A 21665-nucleotide genomic window follows, 5' to 3' on the forward strand; every position below is an offset into this window, starting at 1 on the left:
TATTATTTATAATTTTAAGGAGGAATTCCTAATGGGAAAAGCTAAATTTGATCGTTCAAAACCGCACGTTAACGTTGGAACAATTGGTCACGTCGACCATGGTAAAACAACTCTAACTGCTGCAATCACAACTGTACTTGCTAAATCAGGTGGAGCAGAAGCTCGCGCTTATGACCAAATTGATGGTGCTCCAGAAGAAAGAGAACGTGGTATCACAATCTCTACAGCACACGTTGAGTACGAAACAGCTACTCGTCACTATGCACACGTTGACTGCCCAGGACATGCTGACTATGTTAAAAACATGATCACTGGTGCTGCACAAATGGACGGCGGAATCTTAGTAGTATCTGCTGCTGATGGCCCAATGCCACAAACTCGTGAGCACATCCTTCTTTCTCGTCAAGTAGGTGTACCATACCTAGTAGTATTCATGAACAAATGCGACATGGTTGATGACGAAGAACTTCTTGAATTAGTAGAAATGGAAATCCGTGATCTTCTATCTGAATACGAATTCCCTGGCGATGACATTCCAGTTATCAAAGGATCTGCACTAAAAGCTCTTCAAGGAGATGCTGCTTGGGAAGAAAAAATTCATGAATTAATGACAGCTGTTGACGAGTATATCCCAGAACCAACTCGTGACACTGACAAACCATTCATGATGCCAGTTGAGGATGTATTCTCTATCACTGGTCGTGGAACAGTTGCTACTGGCCGTGTTGAGCGTGGACAAGTTAAAGTCGGTGACGTTGTTGACATCATCGGTTTCAACGAAGAGTCTAAACCAACAACTGTAACAGGTGTTGAAATGTTCCGTAAGCTTCTTGATTATGCTGAAGCTGGTGACAACATCGGTGCACTACTTCGTGGTGTTGCTCGTGAAGATATCCAACGTGGACAAGTTCTTGCTAAACCAGGTACAATCACTCCACACACAAGTTTCAAAGCTGAAGTTTATGTTCTTTCTAAAGAAGAAGGTGGACGTCACACTCCATTCTTTACAAACTACCGTCCTCAGTTCTACTTCCGTACAACTGACGTAACTGGTATTTGTAACCTTCCTGAAGGCGTAGAAATGGTTATGCCTGGAGACAACATCGAAATGACTGTAGAACTAATCGCTCCAATCGCTATCGAAGAAGGTACTAAATTCTCTATCCGTGAGGGTGGACGTACTGTAGGCGCTGGCGTCGTTGCTACAATCACAGAGTAATTGATTCTTTAATGAATATTGGAAGGGACGCCTTCCGGGAAAAGCAGATGGGACGCCATCTGCTTTTTTTATTTATTAAAGACTTTTAATTTATTTCTTCTATAGTATTGCTTAAAAAGTAATTAAATTTTAAAGAGATTTTTAATGATCTTTCAGAAGAAGAAAATGGATATGAAAGACCGTGTAGAATGTACTTGTAAATACTTGTGATAGTATGTATAATAATAAAAGTGTGTTGCACAAGAAAAGTTTAAGTTTAACTTGCATTCTACTTGTGCTTTATGTATAATAGACAATGTTGGTCTTTGACTGCGATGATATGGAAGGTTGCTGACACACCCGGCCGCTTTGCCATGGCGAGTGTGTGGGAAATTTCCATTGAGAAGGTCTATTTTAAAATAGGCGAAAAGGAGGGAAAATTATGGCAAAACAAAAAATTCGTATACGTTTAAAAGCATATGATCACAGAATTCTTGATCAATCTGCTGAGAAAATTGTTGAAACTGCAAAACGTTCTGGTGCGGCTGTATCTGGTCCAATTCCATTACCTACTGAAAGATCGGTATACACGATCCTACGTGCGGTTCATAAATACAAAGATTCTCGTGAACAATTCGAAATGCGTACGCATAAACGTCTAATCGACATCGTTAATCCAACTCCACAAACAGTTGATTCATTGATGCGTTTAGATTTACCATCAGGCGTTGACATTGAAATCAAATTATAATTCATATAAATATGAACAATTACTCTAGGAGGTGTGACTTATGACCAAAGGAATCTTAGGAAGAAAAATCGGTATGACTCAAGTTTTTGCTGAAAACGGTGAACTTATCCCGGTAACAGTTATCGAAGCTGCTAATAACGTGGTTCTTCAAAAGAAAACTGTTGAAACTGATGGCTATGAAGCAGTTCAAGTTGGTTTTGAAAACAAACGTGAAAAGCTTTCTAACAAACCTGAAAAGGGACATGTTGAAAAAGCAAATACTACTCCTAAGCGCTTCATTCGCGAATTCCGCGGAACGGATCTTAATGAATATGAGATCGGTCAAGAAGTCAATGTTAGTATTTTCGCTGAAGGCGATTTAGTAGATGTAACAGGAATTTCAAAAGGTAAAGGTTTCCAAGGCTCTATCAAACGCCATGGACAATCACGCGGACCAATGTCTCATGGTTCTCGTTACCACCGTCGCCCAGGTTCAATGGGTCCTGTAGCTCCAAACCGCGTATTCAAAGGTAAACTATTACCAGGACGTATGGGTGGGGAACAAATTACTGTTCAAAACTTAGCTATCGTTAAAGTTGATGTTGAACGTAACCTACTATTGATCAAAGGTAATGTACCTGGTGCTAGAAAAGCATTGATCAAAGTAAAAACTGCTGTTAAAGCAAAGTAATTTCTGAGAAAGGAGGAGCAATAGAATGCCAAAAGTTACATTGTTCAACCAAACAGGTTCACAAGTTGGCGACATCGAATTAAATGAATCCATCTTTGGTATCGAACCTAATAATCATGTATTATTTGAAGCAATCATTATGCAACGAGCTTCCTTACGTCAAGGAACTCATAAAGTTAAAAACCGTTCTGAAGTTGCAGGCGGTGGACGTAAACCTTGGAAACAAAAAGGAACTGGACGTGCGCGTCAAGGTTCTATCCGTTCTCCACAATGGCGTGGCGGTGGTGTTGTTTTTGGACCAACTCCAAGATCTTACGCTTACAAGCTACCTAAAAAGGTACGTCGTTTAGCTATTAAATCTGCATTGTCTGCAAAGGCATTGGAAGAGAACATTTTGGTACTTGAAAGCTTGTCTTTCGAAGCTCCAAAAACAAAAGAATTTGTAGCAGTACTTAAAAACCTTTCTGTTGATACTAAAACGTTAGTCGTTACTGACGGTTTAGATGAGAAAGTTGCTCTTTCTGCACGTAACATCCCTGGTGTTACTGTAGTGGAAGCTGTTGGTCTTAATGTTCTTGATGTTGTTTCACACAACAAATTGATCTTGACTAAATCAGCTGTCGAAAAAGTAGAGGAGGTGCTTGCATAATGGATGCACGCGATATCATTAAGCGCCCCGTAATCACTGAACGCTCTTCAGACATAATGGCTGAGAAAAAATATACTTTTGAAGTTGATGTTAGAGCTAACAAAACTCAAGTTAAAGATGCTGTTCAAGAAATTTTCGGCGTTAAAGTTGAGAAAGTAAACATCATGAACTACAAAGGTAAATTTAAACGTATGGGCAAACATGCAGGCTATACTAACAAGCGCCGTAAAGCTATTGTTAAATTAACTGCTGACAGCAAAGAAATCGAGCTATTCGAGGCTTAATTCATTAGAGAAGGAGGGAAATACAAATGGCGATTAAGAAGTATAAACCTACCTCTAACGGTCGACGTAATATGACAACTTCCGATTTTGCTGAGATTACTACAGACAAACCGGAAAAATCATTACTTGCTCCTTTACACAGCAAAGGCGGCCGTAATAACCAAGGTAAGTTAACAGTTCGTCATCAAGGTGGCGGCCACAAGCGTCAATACCGTATCATCGATTTCAAACGGAATAAAGATGGTATACCTGGACGCGTTGCTACTATTGAGTACGATCCAAATCGTTCTGCAAACATTGCATTAATTAATTATGTTGATGGAGAAAAACGTTATATCCTAGCTCCGAAAAACCTAGAAGTAGGTTTGGAAATCATGTCAGGTCCAGAAGCTGACATTAAAGTGGGTAACGCTCTTCCTCTTATTAACATCCCAGTTGGTACAGTAATTCATAACATCGAACTTAAACCAGGAAAAGGTGGACAATTAGTCCGTTCAGCAGGAACATCTGCTCAAGTACTTGGTAAAGAAGGTCGTTATGTACTTGTACGTTTAAACTCAGGTGAGGTTCGTATGATTCTTGCTACTTGCCGTGCTACAATCGGTCAAGTTGGTAACGAACAACATGAACTTATCAACATTGGTAAAGCTGGTCGTAATCGTTGGTTAGGCAAACGCCCAACTGTTCGTGGATCAGTAATGAACCCGAACGATCACCCACACGGTGGTGGTGAAGGTAAATCTCCAATCGGACGTAAATCACCAATGTCTCCATGGGGTAAACCAACTCTTGGATTCAAAACTCGTAAGAAGAAAAATAAATCCGATAAATTTATCGTACGTCGTCGTAAAAAATAACGGGATTGACCTACGGTTCATATATAGAACCGTAGAACAGTCACGAAGGGAGGTACTCGCATGGGTCGTAGCTTAAAAAAAGGGCCTTTTGTTGATGATCATTTATTGGTAAAAGTTGAAAAATTAAATGAAGCTGACAAGAAACAGGTAGTAAAAACTTGGTCTCGTCGCTCAACAATCTTCCCGCAATTCATCGGACATACAATCGCTGTTTATGACGGTCGTAAGCATGTGCCGGTTTATGTAACAGAAGATATGGTAGGTCACAAACTAGGCGAATTCGCGCCTACACGCACTTATAAAGGTCACGCAAGTGATGACAAGAAAACAAGACGTTAATGAGAGGAGGGCATCTCATGCAAGCAAAAGCTGTCGCTAAAACAGTTCGTATTGCTCCTCGTAAAGTGCGTTTAGTCGCAGATTTAATTCGAGGAAAACAAGTAGGTGAAGCAGTGGCGATTCTTCGCTTAACACCAAAATCTGCTTCTCCAGTCGTAGAAAAAATTCTGAAATCTGCTATCGCAAATGCAGAACATAACTACGAAATGGATATTAATAACCTAGTCGTTTCAGAGGCATACGTTAACGAAGGACCAACATTAAAACGTTTCCGTCCTCGCGCTCAAGGTCGTGCGAGTGCAATAAACAAACGTACTAGTCATATTACAATCGTTGTATCAGAAAAGAAGGAGGGGTAATCTGTGGGTCAAAAGGTAAATCCTATCGGTTTGCGTATCGGAATCATTCGTGATTGGGAATCCAAATGGTACGCTGATAAAGACTACGCTACTCTTTTGCATGAAGACATTAAAGTTCGTGAATATATCGCGAAACGCTTAAGTGATGCTTCTGTATCCAAGGTTGAAATCGAACGTGCTGCTAACCGCATCAATGTATCAGTTCACACTGCTAAACCAGGAATGGTTATCGGTAAGGGCGGTACTGAAGTTGAAGCACTTCGTAAAGCTTTGAACCAGCTAACTGGCAAAAGAGTTCATATTAATATCATTGAAATTAAAAGAGCAGATCTTGACGCAAAATTGGTTGCTGAAAACATCGCTCGTCAATTAGAAAACCGTGTTTCATTCCGTCGTGCTCAAAAACAAGCTATTCAACGCACTATGCGTTCTGGCGCAAAAGGAATCAAAACACAAGTTTCTGGTCGTCTTGGCGGTGCTGATATTGCTCGTGCTGAACACTACAGCGAAGGAACAGTTCCACTTCACACACTTCGTGCTGACATAGATTATGCTCATGCTGAAGCAGATACTACTTACGGGAAGCTAGGCGTGAAAGTTTGGATCTACCGTGGAGAAGTTCTTCCTACTAAGAAGAAATCTGAGGAAGGAGGAAAATAATATGTTATTGCCAAAACGCGTAAAATACCGTCGTGAACATCGCGGTAAGATGAGAGGGATGGCTAAGGGCGGCACTGAAGTTCATTTTGGAGAATTTGGACTTCAAGCTCAAGAAGCTTCTTGGATCACTAACCGTCAAATCGAGGCAGCTCGTATTGCGATGACTCGTTACATGAAACGTGGAGGTAAAGTTTGGATTAAGATTTTCCCAAGCAAACCTTACACTGCAAAACCGCTTGAAGTACGGATGGGTTCCGGTAAAGGTGCTCCTGAAGGTTGGGTAGCAGTAGTTAAACCGGGCAAAGTATTGTTTGAAATCTCTGGTGTATCTGAAGAGGTGGCAAGAGAAGCATTGCGCCTTGCAGCACACAAACTTCCAATCAAATGTAAGTTTGTAAAAAGAGAGGAAATTGGTGGTGAAACAAATGAAAGCTAATGAAATCAAAGATCTAACCACTGCTGAAATTGAACAAAAACTAAAATCTCTTAAAGAAGAACTATTTAATCTTCGTTTCCAGTTAGCTACTGGACAACTTGAAAATACAGCTCGCATCCGTGAAGTTCGCAAATCGATTGCTCGTATGAAAACAGTTGTTCGTCAAAGAGAGATCGGTGTCACTAATCGATAATGAATGGAGGTTTGCAGAATGAGCGAACGCAACCAACGCAAAATCTACACTGGCCGCGTAGTATCCGATAAAATGGATAAAACAGTAACAGTTGTTGTAGAAACCTATAAAAAGCATTCTTTATACGGTAAACGCGTGAAATACTCTAAAAAGTTAAAAGCTCATGACGAGCTAAATGAAGCGAAAGCTGGCGACGTAGTACGTATTATGGAAACTCGTCCACTTTCAGCTACAAAACGCTTCCGTCTTGTAGAAGTAGTAGAAAAAGCAGTAATTATTTAATATAGTTCGGATTAAGCTAATTCCGAAGGGAGGTACCGTACATGATTCAACAAGAATCTCGTTTAAAAGTCGCTGACAATTCAGGTGCTCGTGAAGTACTAACAATTAAAGTCCTAGGTGGTTCTGGCCGTAAATATGCTAACATCGGTGATGTTATCGTTTGTACAGTTAAACAGGCAACACCAGGAGGCGTTGTTAAAAAAGGTGAAGTCGTTAAGGCTGTTGTTGTCCGTACAAAACGTGGTATGCGTCGTCCTGACGGTTCTTACATTCGTTTTGATGAAAACGCATGTGTAATTATCCGTGACGATAAGAGCCCACGTGGAACTCGTATTTTTGGACCTGTTGCTCGTGAATTACGTAACAATAGTTTCATGAAGATCGTTTCTCTAGCTCCAGAAGTTCTATAATATGTAAAATTTGTATAAAGCCTTTCAAGGAGGTGCCAAGCTAATGCATGTTAAAAAAGGTGACAAAGTCGTAGTCATCTCTGGTAAGGACAAAGGCAAACAAGGAACAATTCTTGAAGCATATCCGAAACAAAATCGTGTGCTTGTTGAAGGAATTAACATCGTGAAAAAGCATTCCAAGCCATCTCAAATTAATCCACAAGGTGGAATTATTAGCAGAGAAGCTGCAATTCACGTATCCAATGTAATGCCACTTGATCCAAAATCAGGTAAACCGACTCGTGTTGGATATAAGATTGAAAATGGTAAAAAAGTACGCGTAGCTAAAATATCAGGTGAAACTTTAGATAAATAAGTCATAAATGAAGGGAGGTACACTAAGCAATGAGCCGCCTTAAAGAAAAATTCAAAAGTGAAATTACACCATCATTGATGGGTAAATTCAACTATCAATCAGTAATGCAAGTACCAAACATTGAGAAAATCGTTATTAATATGGGTGTTGGTGACGCAGTATCTAACTCAAAAGCTTTAGATACAGCTGTTGAAGAACTTACACTTATCACTGGTCAAAAACCAGTTGTAACAAAAGCTAAAAAATCAATCGCAGGCTTCCGTTTGCGTGAAGGTATGCCTATCGGAGCGAAAGTTACATTACGTGGAGAACGTATGTATCAATTCCTTGATAAGCTAGTATCAGTATCTTTACCACGTGTACGTGATTTCCGCGGCGTTTCAAAGAAATCTTTTGACGGACGTGGGAACTATACATTAGGTGTTAAAGAACAACTTATCTTCCCTGAGATTGATTACGATAAAGTGAGCAAAGTTCGTGGTATGGATATCGTTATCGTAACGACTGCCAACACTGACGAAGAAGCTCGTGAACTACTTACTCAAGTTGGAATGCCGTTCCAAAAGTAATCTCTAAATAAAGGGAGGCGAAATCGTGGCTAAAAAGTCTATGATCGTAAAGCAAAAACGCGAACAAAAGTTTAAAGTACAAGAATATACACGTTGCGAACGTTGCGGACGTCCACATTCTGTATTACGTAAATTTAAGCTTTGTCGTATTTGTTTCCGCGAACTTGCATATAAAGGACAAATTCCTGGCGTTAAAAAAGCTAGCTGGTAAAACCCGAGTTTGGGAAGGAGGTAAAATATAATGGTCATGACAGATCCTATTGCAGATATGCTTACTCGCATCCGTAATGCGAATATGGTTCGTCACGAAAAACTAGAAGTTCCTGCTTCAAAGATCAAGAAAGAAATTGCTGAGATCTTAAAGCGTGAAGGCTTCGTACGTGACTTTGAATTAATCGAAGACAACAAACAAGGTATCATCCGTATCTTCTTAAAATACGGTGCAAACAACGAACGTGTTATCACTGGTCTAAAACGTATCAGCAAACCTGGTTTGCGTGTATATGCAAAAACTGGAGAAGTACCACGCGTTTTAAACGGTTTAGGTATCGCAGTTGTTTCTACTTCTCACGGAGTTTTAACTGACAAGGAAGCTCGCTCTAAACAAGTTGGCGGAGAAGTTTTAGCATACGTTTGGTAATACATTTTCACAAGAATGGAGGTGCACAATATGTCTCGTATAGGTAAAAAACCTATTGAAATCCCTGCAGGTGTAACAGTTACTGTTAACGGAAGTGAAGTAACTGTAAAAGGACCTAAAGGTGAATTATCTAGATCATTTAGTCCTGATCTTACAATCGTTGTTGAAGAGAACGTGGTAACTGTTACACGCCCGTCTGACGAGAAGACTCACCGTTCTTTACACGGTACTACTCGCGCACTTATCTCTAACATGGTTGAAGGTGTATCAAAAGGATTTGTAAAATCACTTGAACTTATTGGGGTTGGGTACCGTGCGCAAAAGCAAGGTACTAAGCTTATCCTTAACGTAGGATATTCTCACCCTGTAGAAATAGAACCAGAAGCTGGTGTTGAAGTCGAAGTTCCTTCTAATACAAAAGTAATTATTAAAGGTGCTAGCAAAGAACGTGTAGGAGCTCTTGCAGCTAATATCCGTGATGTTCGCCCACCTGAACCGTATAAAGGTAAAGGTATTCGTTACGAAGGCGAATTCGTTCGTCGTAAAGAAGGTAAAACTGGTAAGTAATGCCGCATAAGTAAACGAAAGGAGTGACGTAAATGATTACGAAGCTTGATAAAAATGCTACTCGTCAGAAAAGACATGCACGTGTGCGTGCAAAGCTTTCTGGAACAGAAGCTCGTCCTCGTTTAAATGTGTTTCGTTCAAACAAACACATTTACGCACAATTAATTGACGATGCAAAAGGCGTAACATTAGCAAGTGCTTCAACTCTTGATAAAGAGATCGGTATCGAAGCTAGTAGCAATGCTGAAGCAGCTCAAAAAGTTGGCGAACTTATTGCGAAACGTGCTGTTGAAAAAGGTTTCAAAGCTGTGGTATTTGACCGCGGTGGTTACCTCTTCCATGGTCGTGTTAAAGCATTGGCTGACGCTGCTCGTGAAAACGGCTTAGAATTTTAATGGATAAGGAGGGACATAAACAGATGCGTAGCATTGATCCTAATAAATTAGAACTTGAAGAACGCGTAGTTACAGTAAATCGTGTAGCTAAAGTTGTTAAAGGCGGACGTCGTTTCCGTTTCACTGCACTAGTAGTTGTAGGTGATAAAAACGGTCATGTTGGATTTGGTACTGGTAAAGCTCAAGAAGTTCCGGATGCAATCCGTAAAGCTATTGAGGACGCTAAGAAAAATCTAATTACTGTACCAATGGTTGGAACTACAATTCCTCACCTTGTGAACGGACGCTATGGCGCAGGTCACATTCTATTGAAACCAGCTTCTGAAGGTACAGGAGTAATTGCTGGTGGTCCTGTTCGTGCGGTACTTGAATTAGGCGGAGTTAGCGATATCTTGTCTAAATCACTAGGTACTAACACACCTATTAATATGGTTCGCGCAACAATCGAAGGATTGAAGCAATTGAAACGTGCTGAAGACGTAGCTAAGTTACGTGGAAAATCAGTACAAGAACTGTTAGGATAAGGAGGGAAATCAAATTATGGCTAATAAATTAGAAATTACCCTCACTCGCAGCTTGATTGGTCGTCCTGAAGATCAACGTGTTACAGTTAACACTTTGGGTTTACGTAAAATGCATCAAACGGTTGTTCATGATGATAACCCTGCGATTCGCGGTATGATTACCAAAGTTGCTCATCTTGTTACTGTAAAAGAACAATAAAATAATTTTTAACTTAACAAGGAGGTGCCAACATGAAACTTCATGAGTTAAAAGCTGCAGAAGGTTCTCGTAAAGAACGTAAACGTAAAGGTCGCGGTATTGGATCTGGTAACGGTAAAACAGCAGGTAAAGGTCACAAAGGACAAAACGCTCGTTCCGGCGGCGGTGTACGCCTTGGATTTGAAGGGGGACAAACTCCTCTATTCAGACGTTTACCTAAACGTGGATTTACCAACATTAACCGTAAAGACTATGCTATCGTGAATCTTGATACGTTAAATCTTTTCGAAGACGGTACTGAAGTAACACCAGCTCTATTACTTGAGACTGGTATTGTAAGTAAAGAAAAAGCAGGAATCAAAATTCTTGCAAAAGGAAGCATTGAGAAAAAGCTTACTGTTAAAGCTCACAAATTCTCTTCTACTGCTAAAGAAGCTATCGAAGCTGCTGGCGGTAATACAGAGGTGATCTAATGTTTCGCACGATCTCCAATTTTATGCGCGTGGGTGAAATAAGGAATAAGATTATTTTTACCCTTCTAATGTTAATCGTCTATCGCATCGGTACATTTATTCCTGTGCCGCATGTGAATGCCGATTTTCTCGCTGCACAGGACCAGCTAAGCGTCATAGGTCTTTTAAATACCTTTGGCGGCGGGGCACTTCAAAACTTCTCTATTTTAGCGATGGGTATTATGCCGTATATCACGGCATCTATTATCGTTCAACTATTACAGATGGATGTTGTACCAAAGTTCACTGAATGGTCTAAACAAGGAGAAGCAGGGCGCCGTAAATTAGCTCAATTCACGCGGTACTTCACTATTATACTCGGATTTATCCAAGCTTTTGGTATGTCTTATGGGTTCAATAATATGTCAGGTGGCCAATTGATTGAAAATCCTGGAATTGCAACATACTTGCTTATTGCGACTGTCTTAACGGCAGGAACAGCTTTTCTTTTGTGGTTAGGAGAGCTGATCACTGCTAAAGGTGTAGGTAATGGGATTTCTATCATAATCTTTGCTGGTATCGTGGCTAGTTTGCCAAATACGGCAAACCAGATCTACGCACAACAGTTCGAAAATGCTGGAGATCAATTATTTTTACGAATAATAACTATAGTCCTTATTGTTTTAGCAGTATTAGCAATCGTGGTTGCTGTTATTTTTATTCAGCAGGCATTGCGTAAAATTCCTATTCAGTATGCCAAGCGTGCTGCGGTAGGTCGTACACAAATGGGTGGCCAGTCTACACATTTACCATTGAAAGTAAATGCTGCGGGGGTTATTCCGGTAATCTTTGCAATGGCATTTCTTATCACCCCAACTACAATCGCTTCTTTTTTTGGAAAGAACAGTGTTACTAGTTGGATTACAGAACATCTTGTTTATACCAATCCAATTGGTATGATCATATATGTTGCTCTTATCATTGCTTTTGCGTATTTTTATGCATTCATTCAGGTTAATCCTGAACAAATGGCTGAGAATTTGAAAAAGCAAGGTGGCTATGTGCCAGGGATTCGTCCAGGTAAGAGTACACAAGAATATTTAACACGTGTTTTATACCGTCTAACGTTTGTTGGTTCTATATTCTTAGCAGTCATCGCCGTTTTACCGGTATTTTTCATAAAGCTTGCTGATCTTCCTCAATCTGCACAGATTGGTGGAACTAGTTTACTAATCGTTGTAGGGGTAGCCCTTGATACGATGAAACAGCTAGAGTCACAACTTGTGAAAAGACACTATAAAGGTTTTATAAAGTAATGAGTTTTGGGAACAACATGTTCCCTTTACCCATTATAGAGTTTGAGGGGGAAGAAAATTGAATCTAGTGTTAATGGGTCTGCCGGGTGCTGGTAAGGGTACTCAAGCCGAACAAATCGTAGAAAAATATAATATCCCTCATATTTCTACTGGAGATATGTTCCGAACAGCTATCAAAGATGGAACAGAATTAGGTCTAAAGGCAAAATCATTCATGGACAAAGGCGAATTGGTACCTGATGAAGTTACCATCGGCATTGTACGTGAGCGTTTAAGCAAGGAGGACTGCCTAAAAGGATTTTTGCTTGATGGATTCCCACGTACTGTGGCACAAGCAGAAGCACTTGAAAGCATCCTTACTGATTTAGATCGCAAAATAAATTTTGTCATTAATATCGATGTGGATAAAAGCATCTTAATGGAAAGATTGACAGGACGTCGTATTTGCAAATCATGTGGTGCGACATATCATCTTGTATTCAATCCTCCTGCTAAAGATGATGTATGCGACCGCTGTGGCGGAGAATTATATCAACGTGCTGACGATAATGAAGAAACGGTTCAAAATCGCTTAGATGTGAATTTGAAACAAACTAAGCCACTTCTTGATTTCTACGGAGAAAAAGGATACTTGGTAAACATTAACGGACAGCAAGATATTAATAAGGTATTTGAAAACATTGATGTGTTACTTGGTGCTTTGCAAAATTAATCATCGTATTGATTTATGAAATTCATACCATTTTTACAACTTACTAGTTAAACTTGGTGCATTCCTTTAATACAAAGGGTATAATGGATTTCGCTAGAGCATTCTCACATTTATTAATCAGGTTCTTGTACTTGGTATTCCCTGAATTGGGCGATTACTTTATAAGTAATCTTCATGGACATATCCGGTCGGCAAAATTGATGAAGAAATGCAGTGACTCTATTAGGATTCCTAAAGAGTCATGATATAGAGGGTTGAAAGAAGCTATGTCAGGCGTGCGCCTTTCAAACATCTCCCATGCTATTCAAACCTATGTCGAGACTAATTGCTTCTCTATTTTGAGAGTATGTCGGTCACGGAATCGGTCAAGACTTACATGAGGACCCATAAATTCCTCATTTCGGTCCAACTGATAAAGGTCCTCAGTTAAAGCCTGGTTCTACAAAATGGTGAATACTTGATGCAGAATTGTATGACTTTTGAGGATAATTGGACTGGAGTAATGTTGACGGAAAGATGTGTACCTTTAATAGGTTCACGCATAGAGAAGGGAGAATCACTTTAATGGCGAAAGATGATGTAATTGAAGTAGAAGGCACAGTACAAGAGACTTTGCCAAATGCAATGTTTAAGGTAGAATTAGAAAATGGTCATACTGTTTTAGCTCATGTATCCGGTAAAATTCGTATGCACTTTATTCGCATTTTGCCTGGAGATAAAGTTACGGTTGAGCTTTCCCCGTATGATCTAACTCGCGGCAGAATCACATACCGGTTTAAATAATCCGGTTACGCTCCGATCTGTATAAGGAGGTTAGATAGCAATGAAAGTCAGACCATCAGTCAAACCAATCTGCGAAAAGTGTAAAGTTATCCGCAGAAAAGGTAAAGTTATGGTTATTTGCGAAAACCCTAAACATAAACAAAAACAAGGCTAAATAGAAGGAGGTGCACTCAAGCATGGCACGTATTGCTGGAGTAGATATTCCCCGTGACAAACGTATTGTTATCTCATTAACATATATATATGGTATTGGAAAACAAACAGCGATTAAAGTTCTTGCAGAAGCTGGTGTTTCTGAAGAAACTCGCGTTCGTGACTTAACGGAAGACGAATTGAACAAAATTCGTGATATCATTGACAAGTTAAAAGTAGAAGGCGACCTTCGTCGTGAAATTTCCCTTAACATTAAACGTCTAATGGAAATCGGTTCTTACCGTGGTTTACGTCACCGTCGTGGACTTCCTGTTCGTGGACAAAATACAAAAAACAATGCTCGTACGCGTAAAGGACCTCGTCGTACTGTAGCTAACAAGAAAAAATAATTAGTAAAGGAGGTTACTTTTCATGGCACGTAAAACTAATACACGTAAACGTCGTGTGAAAAAGAATATAGAAACTGGTATTGCACATATTCGTTCAACATTCAATAACACAATCGTTACGATCACTGACTCTCATGGTAATGCTATTTCTTGGTCAAGTGCTGGAGCTTTAGGATTCCGTGGATCTCGTAAATCTACGCCATTCGCTGCACAAATGGCTGCTGAAACAGCTGCTAAAACATCAATTGAACATGGTATGAAAACTCTTGAAGTTACAGTTAAAGGACCTGGTGCTGGACGTGAGGCTGCTATTCGTGCACTTCAAGCTGCTGGCCTAGAAGTAACTGCAATTAAAGATGTAACTCCAGTTCCACATAACGGATGCCGTCCACCAAAACGTCGCCGTGTTTAATTTTTCTGTATAGATTTTGTATTCCTGTCAATAATGGGATATAATACTAAGTTTGCGTTCTTACAGAAGATTAATTTTCAGTTGTTGCGCACAGCGGGAACGTATACATGGGGAATTTCGGTTTAAGTGACATGTTTACTTACCGGGGTTTTGACGTTTTGAAGGAGGGTTTATTGATGATCGAAATAGAAAAACCAAAAATCGAAACGGTTGAAATCAACGACGATACCAAATTCGGTAAATTCGTCGTAGAGCCACTAGAGCGTGGGTATGGTACTACATTGGGTAACTCCTTACGTCGTATCCTTTTATCCTCACTCCCAGGTGCTGCTGTCACAGCTATACAAATTGATGGAGTGCTACATGAGTTCTCAACAATTGAAGGCGTCGTAGAGGATGTTACATCTATCATTCTTAATGTGAAAAAACTAGCTCTAAAGATTTACTCTGATGAAGAGAAGACGCTAGAAATTGACGTTCAAGGTGACGGAGTCATTACGGCTGCTGATATCACTCATGATAGTGATGTAGAAATTCTTAATCCGGATTTATATATTGCTACAATCGGTAAAAACGGTCATATGCGTATGCGTTTATCTGCACGTCGCGGCCGCGGCTACACTCCTGCTGTTCAAAACAAGAGAGAAGATCAGCCAATTGGTGTAATTCCAATCGATGCTCTTTACACTCCAGTTTCACGAGTATCTTTCCAAGTTGAAAATACACGTGTTGGACAGTTGTCTAACTTTGACAAGTTAACGTTCGATGTTTGGACTGATGGCAGTACGGGTCCGCAAGAAGCGGTAGCACTTGGAGCTAAGATTTTAACAGAGCATTTAAATATCTTTGTTGGGTTAACTGACGAAGCTCAAAATGCTGAAATCATGGTTGAAAAAGAAGAGGATCAAAAAGAAAAAGTTCTTGAGATGACGATCGAAGAATTAGACCTTTCTGTTCGTTCTTATAACTGCTTGAAACGTGCTGGAATCAATACCGTTCAAGAGCTTGCTCACAAAACGGAAGAAGATATGATGAAAGTTCGTAATCTAGGCCGTAAATCACTCGAAGAAGTGAAAGCGAAACTAGAAGAATTAGGCTTAGGTCTTCGTAAAGACGACTGATAACATGGCGGAATCATCCATTATGTTGTGAGCCTTGTAATAGACACACAATATAGAACTTCAACAAAGGAGGGAATCTCTAATGGGTTACAGAAAGTTAGGACGCACTAGCGCACAACGTAAAGCATTACTTCGTGATTTAGCTACGGATCTTATTATCCATGAGCGCATTGAAACTACTGAAGCACGTGCAAAAGAATTACGTTCTGTAGTAGATAAAATGATCACTCTTGGTAAACGTGGTGACTTGCATGCACGCCGTCAAGCTGCAGCATTCATCCGTAACGAAATCGCTGACGCTGAGAATGGTACAGATGCCCTTCAAAAGCTATTCAGTGACGTTGCTCCACGTTATGAAGAACGTCAAGGCGGATACACTCGTATCATGAAAGTTGGTCCACGCCGCGGTGACGGTGCACCAGTCGTGGTTATTGAATTAGTTTAATAACAACGATGAAAAAGGGCAGGACAAATGAATATACTCACTTGTTCTTTGCCCTTTTTCTTTTTTTATAGAAATTCTGTTTTTTTAGAAATTCGCATTGAGTGTTACGATGGCTGGCGGAACCTGTTCTACAGGGAGCCTTCACGTCTAGCTCAAGCATCCCTTCCCGCTTTTTATAAGCGATTATAAGATAACCTGTTTTTCGTAACAGGCCCGCTGTAAGCTGCTCTTAATTTACCGAAAATTCTTTCGGTGGAAGGGGTGCAGCGTTTTTTTATATTTTCAGAAGAATAAATACCGATATTTCATTGTTTATTTATGTTAATTCAGCAGAGTTAAGATAAGATGAGTGCAGTCGAGGATGAGGAGGGCCACATGGGGAAGAAGCTGGTTTCTTTAGAGAATATTATTTTTAGATATGAGGGTCAGTCTCGAAACGCCTTAGATGATGTTTCTTTTGATATTTATCAAGGGGAGTGGCTTGCGATCGTTGGCCATAATGGTTCCGGCAAGTCGACATTAGCGAAGTTATTGAATGGTCTTCAGTTCGCCCACTCAGGTACGATTATGATTAATGATCAAATATTGACGGAAGAAACCGTTTGGGATGTACGCCAGAAAATTGGCATGGTTTTTCAAAATCCAGATAATCAATTTGTAGGCACTACAGTTCAGGATGATGTGGCTTTTGGTTTAGAAAACGCCGGTGTTTCTCAGCAGGTTATGGTGGAGCGTGTTCATGGTGCGCTGAATAAGGTTAAAATGAATGCCTTTCTTAATCAAGAGCCGCACCATCTATCCGGCGGTCAAAAGCAACGAGTGGCCATAGCAGGTGTCATTGCCTTACAGCCAGATATCATCATCTTAGATGAAGCAACCTCTATGCTTGACCCAAGAGGCCGTGAAGAAGTGCTTGAAACTGTGAGAGAATTAAAACAGGAAAATGAGATTACAGTTATATCGATTACCCATGATCTTGAGGAAGCTGCGAAAGCTGATCGTATGATAGTCATGAATCAAGGTCAGTTATATCGCGAAGGGCCTCCTCAAGATATTTTTGAATTAGAGGAAGAATTAATAGCTCTTGGTCTAGATATTCCCTTTTCGGTAAAACTAACTAAAGAGTTGCAAAAAAATGGTGTTCGTGTTGTGAATGGGCATTTGACAGAGGAAGAGTTGGTGAAGGATTTATGCGAATTACACTCGATGATGTAGAATACCGCTATCAGGTCAATACTCCCTTTGAACATCTAGCCCTTCATGATGTTAATATTTCAATGGAATCGGGAACCTATACTGCAATAATAGGCCATACAGGCTCAGGTAAATCAACGTTACTGCAGCATTTAAATGCTCTTTTAAAACCGACTAAGGGGCGAGTCTTCATTGGAGACCGGACGATAGAAGCCGGAAAAAAAGAAAAGTTATTACGGCCGATTAGACAAAAGGTCGGTATTGTTTTTCAGTTTCCGGAACACCAGCTATTTGATGAAACCGTTGAAAAGGATATATGTTTCGGGCCAATGAATTTTGGGGTTTCTGAAGTAGAAGCTAAGAAATTAGCAAGGAAAGCCATTGTACAAGTTGGACTAAGTGAGGATATCCTGGTAAAATCTCCATTCGACTTATCCGGTGGTCAAATGCGACGGGTAGCCATAGCAGGTGTACTGGCTATGGAACCTGAAGTATTGGTACTAGATGAGCCTACAGCCGGACTTGATCCACGAGGACGGAAAGAGATTATGGATATGTTTTATGATTTGCATAAAGTTCGCGGCATTTCAACGATTCTGGTGACTCATAGCATGGAGGATGCAGCTAAGTATGCGGATGACATCGTTATCATGCACCAGGGTACGGTGTTCAAAAAAGGAACTCCTCAGGAGATTTTTTCCCAACCTGAGCAGTTGCTAGAGCTTGGTCTGGATGTACCTGATACGGTCCGTTTTCAACTCAAGCTTCAGAAGGAACTAGGTGTTCGTTTTGATCACCCTTGTCTTAATATCGGGGATTTAGCGATAGAAATCGATAAAGCGATGAAACGGGGGAACCGCTAATGCTGGATAAAATGATTATCGGGCGTTATGTCCCTTCTGACTCTGTGATGCATAAAATGGACCCGAGGGCTAAGCTACTCTTGGTATTCCTGTTTGTCTGTGTCGTTTTTTTGGCGAATAATGTCGTTTCATACTCTTTGCTTGCTGTATTTACTGTAATGTTGATTAGTCTTTCTAAGATTCCGCTTCGCTATCTTTATAATGGATTAAAACCTATCTTTTTCTTAATCGTCTTTACATTCTTACTGCATATCTTGTTTACGAAAGAAGGAGAAGTCCTTTTTAAATATGGCTGGTTTGAAATTTACGAAGGTGGCTTGATTCAAGGGTTATTTATATCCTTAAGGTTTACCTTACTAATTCTGGTTACGTCTCTATTAACGTTGACGACAACCCCGATATCCATTACTGATGGAATGGAGGAGTTGTTGGGTCCCTTAAAAAAATGGAAGATGCCGGTTCATGAACTAGCATTGATGATGTCCATTGCCCTTCGATTCATTCCAACGCTAATGGAAGAAACCGAAAAAATCATGAAGGCACAAACAGCAAGGGGAGTTGACTTTTCATCAGGTCCAATAAAGGATAGGGTTAAATCGATAGTACCGCTGCTTGTCCCATTATTTGTGAGCTCGTTCAAACGGGCAGAAGAATTGGCAACAGCCATGGAATCCAGAGGATACCGTGGTGGGGAAGGCCGTACAAAATACCGTCAATTAAGTTGGAAGACTAGTGACAGCCTGTTGATGGTCTCTCTAGGTGCTCTTGCGGTCATGTTATTTTTATTACGTTCATAATAAGGAAGAGTACTATATGCCAAAATATAAATGTGTGATTGCTTATGATGGCACAGATTTCGCTGGTTATCAGGTGCAACCTGAGAAACGAACGATACAAAGTGAATTTGAGGAAGTCCTAGCCAAAATGCATAAGGGTGAAATTGTAAAAGTGACAGCTTCAGGCCGGACAGATTCAGGGGTTCATGCAAAGGGTCAGGTCATTCATTTTGAATCACCCCTTACATTTCCTACTGAAAATTGGGTAAAGGCGTTCAGCGCCCTTCTTCCAAGCGATATCGTCGTTTTGGAAGTCGATATTGTGTCTGCAGATTTTCATGCAAGGTTCCATACGACTGGCAAGGAGTACCGATATATTATTGCCCGTTCAAAACTGCAGGATCCGTTTCAACGCAATTACGCCTATCATTATCCTTATTCATTAGATGAAAAGGCAATGAGGGAAGCAATGTCCTATTTAATAGGGACCCATGACTTTACAAGTTTTTGTTCGGCAAAAACAGAAGTGGTCGATAAAGTCCGAACTATTCAAGAAATGGATTTTAATGAGACTGATGGATTTATGGTTTTTCGCTTTGTTGGAGAAGGCTTTCTGTATAATATGGTGCGTATCTTAGTTGGGACGCTTCTAGAAGTCGGGAGCGGCAAAATAGCACCTCGAGATATAATTGGGATATTGGACAAGAAAGACCGCAGTTTTGCTGGGAAAACAGCACCAGGTCATGGACTGTATTTATGGAAAGTATTTTACAAATAAAAATATTTTAAGTGTGATACCAGTTTTTTTACAAGTGACAAAATGGTTAAGGTCAATAGTAAAGCGGGTTGAGGCGATACTGATCTTTTCGCTGAGTTGTAGAAAGTGTTTTATAGACAACTTATCCTAGTGTAACATTCCCTTGACAATGAAACTGGGAGAAGTTAATATAATATGGTATGTATTTTAATCCCACGATAAGCCCCGGAAGTTTATTGTGATTGAAAATAAATATAAAAAATTAAAAAGTTTTTTAGGAGGTTAACCATGCGTACGACATTTATGGCGAAAGCTAATGAAGTAGAACGTAAATGGTATGTGATTGACGCTGAAGGCAAAACTTTGGGTCGCCTTTCTACTGAAGTAGCATCCATCTTACGTGGTAAACATAAACCAACTTTTACACCAAACATTGACACTGGTGATCATGTAATTTTGATCAATGTTGAAAAAATCCATTTGACTGGTAAAAAATTGACTGACAAAATTTATTACCGTCACACTATGCATCCAGGCGGTCTTAAAACTAGAACTGCTCTTGAAATGCGTACAAACTACCCTGAGAGAATGCTTGAACTTGCTATCAAAGGTATGCTTCCAAAGAATTCTCTTGGTCGTCAAATCTATAAAAAATTACACGTATACGCTGGAGCTGAGCACCCACACGCTGCTCAACAACCAGAAGTATACGAATTACGCGGATAATTACTAAGGAGGTTACTATCTTGGCACAAGTTCAATATTATGGTACTGGTCGCCGTAAGAGCTCAGTAGCTCGTGTACGTTTAGTACCAGGCGAAGGTCGCATCGTTATTAACGGTCGTGACATTAATGAATATATTCCTTTCGCAGCATTACGTGAAGTTGTTAACCAACCACTAGTTGCAACAGAAACTACTGGAAATTACGACGTTCTTGTAAACGTTAGCGGTGGTGGATACACTGGTCAAGCTGGAGCAATCCGTCACGGTATCGCTCGTGCATTGCTTCAAGTTGATCCAGAATTCCGTCCAGCTCTTAAATCTGCTGGTTTACTAACTCGTGACCCACGTATGAAAGAACGTAAAAAATACGGTCTTAAAGGCGCACGTCGTGCACCTCAGTTCTCAAAACGTTAATTCTATTACCGTTTCAAAGGCTCTCAACCATTTTGGTTGGGGGTCTTTTTTTTGTATAAAATTTTTTGCCCACACGTATTTCATCACTATCATAGCTCAATGTACCTTTGGGGCTCTCCTGTCTGCTCTATTAAGTAGTCTGTAAGGTGTTTATAGGCGTTCATTGTAATTTGAATATCCAGATGACCTAATCGCTCTTGAGCCTCTTTTATACCTGCACCAGCTTCAAATAAAAGGGAAGCATGTATAGTAATGGGGTAAAGTTCTTTATGCTTTTCAAAAATTACAGATACTTATCATAAAAGTAAGCCAAGCATTGAAATTTTGACTTTAAAATGATATCTCCCCCACTACTCTAAATTTGGGTGCATTGATCTACTCGGCTCTTTTTGTCTTTCTAAAGGTCTTAAACTAAAAAAAAATTGCACTTTCATAAAATATGGATAAATTTTAGATTATATGGAAAAAGCTTATCACTTTCTCTGTGGTGATTGACTATTGATTTGCTGAAACATATCGTTAATGTGAAGAAAAGTAGAAGAAGGCGATTGTACATGAAAACTGGTATAGGCATGATATTGGAGCAACGAATATAGCGATTGACTTTGTACAAGAGGATGGAGACGTCCTACCAGCACATGAATTTCCGACCCAAGTAAAATACCAGGTTATACGCTACCAACTTGAGTGTATCGTGTGTAAAAGAATTCAATGCAACAATTCCTAACCATTACAGGAATCGGTATAGGTGCTCCGGGTCAGCTAGATTCGAAACAAGTGAAGGTACTAAATCCACACAATCTAAATCGTGGCATG

At 40.0% G+C, this 21665-nt stretch carries 36 protein-coding genes and 1 pseudogene; all 37 read left to right on the forward strand.

The window, feature by feature from the left end:
- Positions 1–31 precede the first annotated feature (31 nt).
- The 37 genes and pseudogenes from tuf (at position 32) to rpsI (ending at position 20849) form a co-directional block, all read left to right on the forward strand.
- Positions 32–1219 carry an elongation factor Tu gene (gene tuf / locus JFV29_RS28730; protein WP_201188200.1) on the forward strand — a complete coding sequence of 396 codons (1188 nt, stop codon included), beginning with the start codon at positions 32–34 and terminating at the stop codon, positions 1217–1219.
- 421 nt (positions 1220–1640) lie between these two features.
- The gene (rpsJ, locus tag JFV29_RS28735; RefSeq protein ID WP_019244375.1) at positions 1641–1949 is read left to right on the forward strand and encodes a 30S ribosomal protein S10; all 309 of its coding nucleotides are present in this window, start codon (positions 1641–1643) and stop codon (positions 1947–1949) included.
- 40 nt (positions 1950–1989) lie between these two features.
- Positions 1990–2619 (forward strand): 50S ribosomal protein L3, encoded by a 630-nt coding sequence (rplC, locus tag JFV29_RS28740; protein ID WP_201188202.1) that lies wholly within the window; start codon positions 1990–1992, stop codon positions 2617–2619.
- Positions 2620–2644: 25 nt separating this feature from the next.
- On the forward strand, positions 2645–3268 hold the full coding sequence (rplD, locus tag JFV29_RS28745; protein WP_053349064.1) for a 50S ribosomal protein L4: 624 nt from the start codon (positions 2645–2647) through the stop codon (positions 3266–3268).
- Positions 3268–3552 (forward strand): 50S ribosomal protein L23, encoded by a 285-nt coding sequence (gene rplW / locus JFV29_RS28750; protein ID WP_034305023.1) that lies wholly within the window; start codon positions 3268–3270, stop codon positions 3550–3552. The genes rplD and rplW overlap by 1 nt, the downstream gene beginning before the upstream one ends.
- A gap of 26 nt (positions 3553–3578) precedes the next feature.
- Complete coding sequence (gene rplB / locus JFV29_RS28755; protein ID WP_053349063.1) at positions 3579–4409, forward strand: 50S ribosomal protein L2; 831 nt, start codon at positions 3579–3581, stop codon at positions 4407–4409.
- Between the two features lie 60 nt (positions 4410–4469).
- Positions 4470–4748: a 30S ribosomal protein S19 gene (rpsS, locus tag JFV29_RS28760; protein WP_034305018.1), complete on the forward strand. Its 279-nt coding sequence runs from the start codon at positions 4470–4472 to the stop codon at positions 4746–4748.
- A gap of 17 nt (positions 4749–4765) precedes the next feature.
- Positions 4766–5107 (forward strand): 50S ribosomal protein L22, encoded by a 342-nt coding sequence (gene rplV, locus JFV29_RS28765; protein WP_034305017.1) that lies wholly within the window; start codon positions 4766–4768, stop codon positions 5105–5107.
- Between the two features lie 3 nt (positions 5108–5110).
- The gene (rpsC, locus tag JFV29_RS28770) at positions 5111–5767 is read left to right on the forward strand and encodes a 30S ribosomal protein S3 (RefSeq protein ID WP_053349062.1); all 657 of its coding nucleotides are present in this window, start codon (positions 5111–5113) and stop codon (positions 5765–5767) included.
- 1 nt (position 5768) lies between these two features.
- Positions 5769–6203: a 50S ribosomal protein L16 gene (gene rplP / locus JFV29_RS28775; RefSeq protein ID WP_053349061.1), complete on the forward strand. Its 435-nt coding sequence runs from the start codon at positions 5769–5771 to the stop codon at positions 6201–6203.
- Positions 6193–6396 carry a 50S ribosomal protein L29 gene (rpmC, locus tag JFV29_RS28780; protein ID WP_034305010.1) on the forward strand — a complete coding sequence of 68 codons (204 nt, stop codon included), beginning with the start codon at positions 6193–6195 and terminating at the stop codon, positions 6394–6396. Before rplP ends, rpmC begins: the two co-directional genes overlap by 11 nt.
- A gap of 18 nt (positions 6397–6414) precedes the next feature.
- Positions 6415–6678, forward strand: coding sequence for a 30S ribosomal protein S17 (rpsQ, locus tag JFV29_RS28785; protein WP_034305007.1), 264 nt, complete (start codon positions 6415–6417; stop codon positions 6676–6678).
- Between the two features lie 41 nt (positions 6679–6719).
- A complete protein-coding gene (gene rplN / locus JFV29_RS28790; protein ID WP_053349060.1) occupies positions 6720–7088 on the forward strand; it encodes a 50S ribosomal protein L14 in 369 nt (122 codons plus the stop codon).
- 43 nt (positions 7089–7131) lie between these two features.
- Positions 7132–7443 carry a 50S ribosomal protein L24 gene (gene rplX / locus JFV29_RS28795; protein WP_053349059.1) on the forward strand — a complete coding sequence of 104 codons (312 nt, stop codon included), beginning with the start codon at positions 7132–7134 and terminating at the stop codon, positions 7441–7443.
- A 29-nt stretch (positions 7444–7472) separates the two neighbouring features.
- The gene (gene rplE / locus JFV29_RS28800; RefSeq protein ID WP_053349058.1) at positions 7473–8012 is read left to right on the forward strand and encodes a 50S ribosomal protein L5; all 540 of its coding nucleotides are present in this window, start codon (positions 7473–7475) and stop codon (positions 8010–8012) included.
- 25 nt (positions 8013–8037) lie between these two features.
- Positions 8038–8223, forward strand: coding sequence for a type Z 30S ribosomal protein S14 (locus JFV29_RS28805; protein ID WP_034304998.1), 186 nt, complete (start codon positions 8038–8040; stop codon positions 8221–8223).
- A 30-nt stretch (positions 8224–8253) separates the two neighbouring features.
- Positions 8254–8652 carry a 30S ribosomal protein S8 gene (gene rpsH / locus JFV29_RS28810; protein WP_053349057.1) on the forward strand — a complete coding sequence of 133 codons (399 nt, stop codon included), beginning with the start codon at positions 8254–8256 and terminating at the stop codon, positions 8650–8652.
- 30 nt (positions 8653–8682) lie between these two features.
- Positions 8683–9219, forward strand: a complete 537-nt coding sequence (rplF, locus tag JFV29_RS28815; RefSeq protein ID WP_053349056.1) for a 50S ribosomal protein L6 — start codon at positions 8683–8685, stop codon at positions 9217–9219.
- Between the two features lie 32 nt (positions 9220–9251).
- Positions 9252–9614, forward strand: a complete 363-nt coding sequence (rplR, locus tag JFV29_RS28820; protein ID WP_053349055.1) for a 50S ribosomal protein L18 — start codon at positions 9252–9254, stop codon at positions 9612–9614.
- 23 nt (positions 9615–9637) lie between these two features.
- Positions 9638–10138 (forward strand): 30S ribosomal protein S5, encoded by a 501-nt coding sequence (rpsE, locus tag JFV29_RS28825; RefSeq protein ID WP_034304987.1) that lies wholly within the window; start codon positions 9638–9640, stop codon positions 10136–10138.
- A 16-nt stretch (positions 10139–10154) separates the two neighbouring features.
- Positions 10155–10337, forward strand: coding sequence for a 50S ribosomal protein L30 (rpmD, locus tag JFV29_RS28830; protein WP_053349054.1), 183 nt, complete (start codon positions 10155–10157; stop codon positions 10335–10337).
- A gap of 32 nt (positions 10338–10369) precedes the next feature.
- Positions 10370–10810: a 50S ribosomal protein L15 gene (rplO, locus tag JFV29_RS28835; RefSeq protein WP_053349053.1), complete on the forward strand. Its 441-nt coding sequence runs from the start codon at positions 10370–10372 to the stop codon at positions 10808–10810.
- Complete coding sequence (gene secY / locus JFV29_RS28840) at positions 10810–12105, forward strand: preprotein translocase subunit SecY (RefSeq protein WP_053349052.1); 1296 nt, start codon at positions 10810–10812, stop codon at positions 12103–12105. The genes rplO and secY overlap by 1 nt, the downstream gene beginning before the upstream one ends.
- A 58-nt stretch (positions 12106–12163) precedes the next feature.
- Entirely contained in the window at positions 12164–12817 is a 654-nt protein-coding gene (locus tag JFV29_RS28845; RefSeq protein WP_201188204.1) for an adenylate kinase, read from the forward strand.
- A gap of 169 nt (positions 12818–12986) precedes the next feature.
- Positions 12987–13204 (forward strand): annotated as a pseudogene (locus JFV29_RS30835) (M24 family metallopeptidase); the annotation flags it as partial.
- A gap of 177 nt (positions 13205–13381) precedes the next feature.
- Entirely contained in the window at positions 13382–13600 is a 219-nt protein-coding gene (gene infA / locus JFV29_RS28850) for a translation initiation factor IF-1 (RefSeq protein ID WP_028390440.1), read from the forward strand.
- 40 nt (positions 13601–13640) lie between these two features.
- On the forward strand, positions 13641–13754 hold the full coding sequence (gene rpmJ, locus JFV29_RS28855) for a 50S ribosomal protein L36 (protein ID WP_003156543.1): 114 nt from the start codon (positions 13641–13643) through the stop codon (positions 13752–13754).
- 22 nt (positions 13755–13776) lie between these two features.
- Positions 13777–14142, forward strand: a complete 366-nt coding sequence (gene rpsM, locus JFV29_RS28860; protein WP_053349050.1) for a 30S ribosomal protein S13 — start codon at positions 13777–13779, stop codon at positions 14140–14142.
- Positions 14143–14164: 22 nt separating this feature from the next.
- On the forward strand, positions 14165–14554 hold the full coding sequence (gene rpsK, locus JFV29_RS28865; RefSeq protein WP_028390438.1) for a 30S ribosomal protein S11: 390 nt from the start codon (positions 14165–14167) through the stop codon (positions 14552–14554).
- Positions 14555–14730: 176 nt separating this feature from the next.
- Positions 14731–15675 carry a DNA-directed RNA polymerase subunit alpha gene (locus JFV29_RS28870; RefSeq protein ID WP_053349049.1) on the forward strand — a complete coding sequence of 315 codons (945 nt, stop codon included), beginning with the start codon at positions 14731–14733 and terminating at the stop codon, positions 15673–15675.
- Between the two features lie 82 nt (positions 15676–15757).
- A complete protein-coding gene (gene rplQ / locus JFV29_RS28875; RefSeq protein ID WP_056521835.1) occupies positions 15758–16120 on the forward strand; it encodes a 50S ribosomal protein L17 in 363 nt (120 codons plus the stop codon).
- Between the two features lie 375 nt (positions 16121–16495).
- Positions 16496–17335 (forward strand): energy-coupling factor ABC transporter ATP-binding protein, encoded by an 840-nt coding sequence (locus JFV29_RS28880; RefSeq protein WP_056521838.1) that lies wholly within the window; start codon positions 16496–16498, stop codon positions 17333–17335.
- Positions 17311–18177 (forward strand): energy-coupling factor ABC transporter ATP-binding protein, encoded by an 867-nt coding sequence (locus JFV29_RS28885; RefSeq protein ID WP_056521841.1) that lies wholly within the window; start codon positions 17311–17313, stop codon positions 18175–18177. Before JFV29_RS28880 ends, JFV29_RS28885 begins: the two co-directional genes overlap by 25 nt.
- Complete coding sequence (locus JFV29_RS28890; RefSeq protein ID WP_056521844.1) at positions 18177–18974, forward strand: energy-coupling factor transporter transmembrane component T family protein; 798 nt, start codon at positions 18177–18179, stop codon at positions 18972–18974. The genes JFV29_RS28885 and JFV29_RS28890 overlap by 1 nt, the downstream gene beginning before the upstream one ends.
- Positions 18975–18990: 16 nt before the next feature.
- Positions 18991–19731 carry a tRNA pseudouridine(38-40) synthase TruA gene (gene truA, locus JFV29_RS28895; protein WP_201188206.1) on the forward strand — a complete coding sequence of 247 codons (741 nt, stop codon included), beginning with the start codon at positions 18991–18993 and terminating at the stop codon, positions 19729–19731.
- A gap of 267 nt (positions 19732–19998) precedes the next feature.
- Entirely contained in the window at positions 19999–20436 is a 438-nt protein-coding gene (gene rplM, locus JFV29_RS28900) for a 50S ribosomal protein L13 (RefSeq protein ID WP_034304960.1), read from the forward strand.
- A gap of 20 nt (positions 20437–20456) precedes the next feature.
- Complete coding sequence (gene rpsI, locus JFV29_RS28905) at positions 20457–20849, forward strand: 30S ribosomal protein S9 (protein ID WP_053349043.1); 393 nt, start codon at positions 20457–20459, stop codon at positions 20847–20849.
- Positions 20850–21665: the final 816 nt, after the last annotated feature.

The organism is Peribacillus sp. TH16 (assembly GCF_016651095.1).
Taxonomy (GTDB): Bacteria; Bacillota; Bacilli; order Bacillales; family DSM-1321; genus Peribacillus; species Peribacillus butanolivorans.

Bases quoted from the DNA above. Each gene is read 5' to 3' on its own strand.
- rpmJ (WP_003156543.1), top strand. From the start codon at position 13,641: ATGAAAGTCAGACCATCAGTCAAACCAATCTGCGAAAAGTGTAAAGTT.
- rpsJ (WP_019244375.1), top strand. From the start codon at position 1,641: ATGGCAAAACAAAAAATTCGTATACGTTTAAAAGCATATGATCACAGA.
- rpsM (WP_053349050.1), top strand. From the start codon at position 13,777: ATGGCACGTATTGCTGGAGTAGATATTCCCCGTGACAAACGTATTGTT.
- rpmD (WP_053349054.1), top strand. From the start codon at position 10,155: ATGGCTAATAAATTAGAAATTACCCTCACTCGCAGCTTGATTGGTCGT.
- rplM (WP_034304960.1), top strand. From the start codon at position 19,999: ATGCGTACGACATTTATGGCGAAAGCTAATGAAGTAGAACGTAAATGG.
- rplB (WP_053349063.1), top strand. From the start codon at position 3,579: ATGGCGATTAAGAAGTATAAACCTACCTCTAACGGTCGACGTAATATG.
- rplD (WP_053349064.1), top strand. From the start codon at position 2,645: ATGCCAAAAGTTACATTGTTCAACCAAACAGGTTCACAAGTTGGCGAC.
- rplQ (WP_056521835.1), top strand. From the start codon at position 15,758: ATGGGTTACAGAAAGTTAGGACGCACTAGCGCACAACGTAAAGCATTA.
- rpsQ (WP_034305007.1), top strand. From the start codon at position 6,415: ATGAGCGAACGCAACCAACGCAAAATCTACACTGGCCGCGTAGTATCC.
- JFV29_RS28880 (WP_056521838.1), top strand. From the start codon at position 16,496: ATGGGGAAGAAGCTGGTTTCTTTAGAGAATATTATTTTTAGATATGAG.
- secY (WP_053349052.1), top strand. From the start codon at position 10,810: ATGTTTCGCACGATCTCCAATTTTATGCGCGTGGGTGAAATAAGGAAT.
- rplP (WP_053349061.1), top strand. From the start codon at position 5,769: ATGTTATTGCCAAAACGCGTAAAATACCGTCGTGAACATCGCGGTAAG.
- rplR (WP_053349055.1), top strand. From the start codon at position 9,252: ATGATTACGAAGCTTGATAAAAATGCTACTCGTCAGAAAAGACATGCA.
- rplN (WP_053349060.1), top strand. From the start codon at position 6,720: ATGATTCAACAAGAATCTCGTTTAAAAGTCGCTGACAATTCAGGTGCT.
- rplV (WP_034305017.1), top strand. From the start codon at position 4,766: ATGCAAGCAAAAGCTGTCGCTAAAACAGTTCGTATTGCTCCTCGTAAA.
- infA (WP_028390440.1), top strand. From the start codon at position 13,382: ATGGCGAAAGATGATGTAATTGAAGTAGAAGGCACAGTACAAGAGACT.
- rpsK (WP_028390438.1), top strand. From the start codon at position 14,165: ATGGCACGTAAAACTAATACACGTAAACGTCGTGTGAAAAAGAATATA.
- rplW (WP_034305023.1), top strand. From the start codon at position 3,268: ATGGATGCACGCGATATCATTAAGCGCCCCGTAATCACTGAACGCTCT.
- rplO (WP_053349053.1), top strand. From the start codon at position 10,370: ATGAAACTTCATGAGTTAAAAGCTGCAGAAGGTTCTCGTAAAGAACGT.
- rplF (WP_053349056.1), top strand. From the start codon at position 8,683: ATGTCTCGTATAGGTAAAAAACCTATTGAAATCCCTGCAGGTGTAACA.
- rpsH (WP_053349057.1), top strand. From the start codon at position 8,254: ATGGTCATGACAGATCCTATTGCAGATATGCTTACTCGCATCCGTAAT.
- rplC (WP_201188202.1), top strand. From the start codon at position 1,990: ATGACCAAAGGAATCTTAGGAAGAAAAATCGGTATGACTCAAGTTTTT.
- rplE (WP_053349058.1), top strand. From the start codon at position 7,473: ATGAGCCGCCTTAAAGAAAAATTCAAAAGTGAAATTACACCATCATTG.
- JFV29_RS28885 (WP_056521841.1), top strand. From the start codon at position 17,311: ATGCGAATTACACTCGATGATGTAGAATACCGCTATCAGGTCAATACT.
- rpmC (WP_034305010.1), top strand. From the start codon at position 6,193: ATGAAAGCTAATGAAATCAAAGATCTAACCACTGCTGAAATTGAACAA.
- rplX (WP_053349059.1), top strand. From the start codon at position 7,132: ATGCATGTTAAAAAAGGTGACAAAGTCGTAGTCATCTCTGGTAAGGAC.
- rpsE (WP_034304987.1), top strand. From the start codon at position 9,638: ATGCGTAGCATTGATCCTAATAAATTAGAACTTGAAGAACGCGTAGTT.
- truA (WP_201188206.1), top strand. From the start codon at position 18,991: ATGCCAAAATATAAATGTGTGATTGCTTATGATGGCACAGATTTCGCT.
- tuf (WP_201188200.1), top strand. From the start codon at position 32: ATGGGAAAAGCTAAATTTGATCGTTCAAAACCGCACGTTAACGTTGGA.
- JFV29_RS28890 (WP_056521844.1), top strand. From the start codon at position 18,177: ATGCTGGATAAAATGATTATCGGGCGTTATGTCCCTTCTGACTCTGTG.
- rpsS (WP_034305018.1), top strand. From the start codon at position 4,470: ATGGGTCGTAGCTTAAAAAAAGGGCCTTTTGTTGATGATCATTTATTG.
- JFV29_RS28870 (WP_053349049.1), top strand. From the start codon at position 14,731: ATGATCGAAATAGAAAAACCAAAAATCGAAACGGTTGAAATCAACGAC.